This window comes from Nocardia farcinica, from assembly GCF_029867845.1.
Classification (GTDB): Bacteria; Actinomycetota; Actinomycetes; order Mycobacteriales; family Mycobacteriaceae; genus Nocardia; species Nocardia farcinica_A.
Map to the genome: position 1 here is coordinate 1 of NZ_JARWRU010000703.1, position 2,065 is coordinate 2,065.

The 2,065-nt window shown below is 74.7% G+C and carries 1 protein-coding gene; it reads right to left on the minus strand.

Translation table 11 applies throughout. The annotated features are described in order from the left end of the window. The coding region (locus QH283_RS15440) for a condensation domain-containing protein (protein WP_280503685.1) at positions 1-2,065 on the minus strand (2,065 nt) is incomplete at both ends.

Consider the following 2,065-nt stretch of genomic DNA (forward strand, 5'->3'; position numbering starts at 1 on the left):
GCCCACGCCCGGGGGCTGCGCCTGGGGGGGGGCGGTGGGGGCGGTCCGCGCCTCTAATTCGGGTGTGGGCGCCCCCGCCCCCGAGGTATCGCGGGCACCCACCCGACCCAGATAGTTGAAACTGATCTGGGGTTCCGGCGCCCCCGCCAGTTCCGCGGCGCCGCGCGGGTCCAGCCTGCGGCTCATGCCGAACCCGATGCCGTTGTCGGGCACCGCGCGTAGTTGCTCCTTGACCCGTTTGATCGCCTCGCCCGCGGCCGGGCCGCCCGCGAAGGCGTCGTCGAGGTCGATGCCGCGCAGGTCGAGGCGGACCGGGAAGCGGGTGGTGAACCAGCCGACGGTGGCGCCGAGGTCGGCGCCGGGCACGGCCTGTTCCTCCCGGCCGTGGCCCTCCAGGGTGATGAGCTCACCGGCGACGGCCGTGCCGCGTTCGCGGCGCCATTCGCTCAGCGCCAGCACCAACGCGGCCAGCAGCGGGTCGTTGGCGCCGCCGTGGTAGCGGGCGGCGACAGTGGTCAGCACCGCCTCGGTGACGTCGGCGGGGACCCGGGTGCGCACCGTGCCCGCCGTGGCGCCCACGTCGCGGCGCGGGTCGAGACGGCGCGCGCCCAGCAGCCGGTCGCCCGGCGCGAGCACGTCCTTCCACCAGTCCAATTCGGCCTCGGCGCGGCGCGGGGCCTGTTCGACCAGGCCGTGCACCCAGCGGCGGACGGAGGTCGACGGCGCGCCGACCTGCGGTTCGCCGCCTTCGTCGACCTGGCACCAGGCGTGCCCGAGGTCGGCGAGCAGGGTCCGCCAGGACACCGCGTCCACGGCGAGGTGATGGACCACCAGCCACAGCAGGTCGGGTCCGCGTTCGGGGTCGTCGGCCAGCCGCACGGCCTGCACCAGCACGCCGCGGGCGGGATCGAGCCGGTCGGCGGCGGCCTGCAGGTGCGCGTCCACCTCGGCGGCGTCACGGCGGCGCAGCCTGACCTCGGTCACGACGGTCTCGGCGGCCACGGCTCCCGGTTCGAGCACGTCGACGAAGCGGTCCACCGATTCCGCGCCGCGCAGCACCGCGCGCAACATGTCGTGGTGGTCGAGCACCGCCTGCAGGGCGCGCACCAGATCGGGGCGGCGCACCCCCTCGGGCAGGGTCACCAGGGCGGCCTGGGCGAAGCGATCGAAATGACCGCGTTCGAGCATCTCGTGCATGATCGGCGAGAGCGGCATGGCGCCCACGCCGCCACCGGGCAGCTCCGGCAACCGGGGTCCGCTGCCGGTCTCGGTGGCGATCGCGGCCAGCGCGGCCACCGTCTTCTGGTCGAAGACGTCCTGGGTGGAGAAGTTCATGCCCACCGCCTTGGCGCGGGCGACCAGCTGGATCGACAGGATGCTGTCGCCGCCGAGGGCGAAGAAGCTGTCGTCGGCACTGACCTGGCGCACACCGAGCACCTCGCCGAACAGCCCGGCGACCAGGCTCTCCTTGGGGGTGGCGGGCGGGCGGCCCGCCGGGGCGTTGCCGAACTCCGGCTCGGGCAGGGCGGCGCGATCGACCTTGCCGTAGGCGTTGGTCGGCATCTCCGGCAACGGCGCGACCAGCGCGGGCACCATGTGCGGCGGCAGATTCTCCCGCGCGTAGCGCTGCACCTCGAGCACGTCGAGATCGCGGTCGCGCACCGGCACCACGTAGGACACCAGCACGGTGGCGCCCGCGGGATTGCGCGCGGGCACCGTGACCGCCATGGCGACGTCCTCGTGCCCGGTCAGCACGGCGTCGATCTCGCCGGGTTCGATGCGGTAGCCGCGGATCTTGACCTGGAAGTCGCTGCGGCCCAGCAATTCCAGCGCCAGGTCCGCTCCTTCGCCCACCCAGCGGGCGAGGTCGCCGGTGCGGTACATCCGCTCCCCCGGCGCGCCGTACGGGTTCGCGACGAACCGGCCCGCCGTCTCGCCGAGAAGGTGGCTGTACCCGCGGGCCATCCCCGGACCCGCGAGGTACAGCTCACCCGCCGTGCCCGTCGGCACCGGCTGCAGGGTGCGTCCCCGCCCCAATGCCCCCCCCCCCCGGCTCCGCCCACCC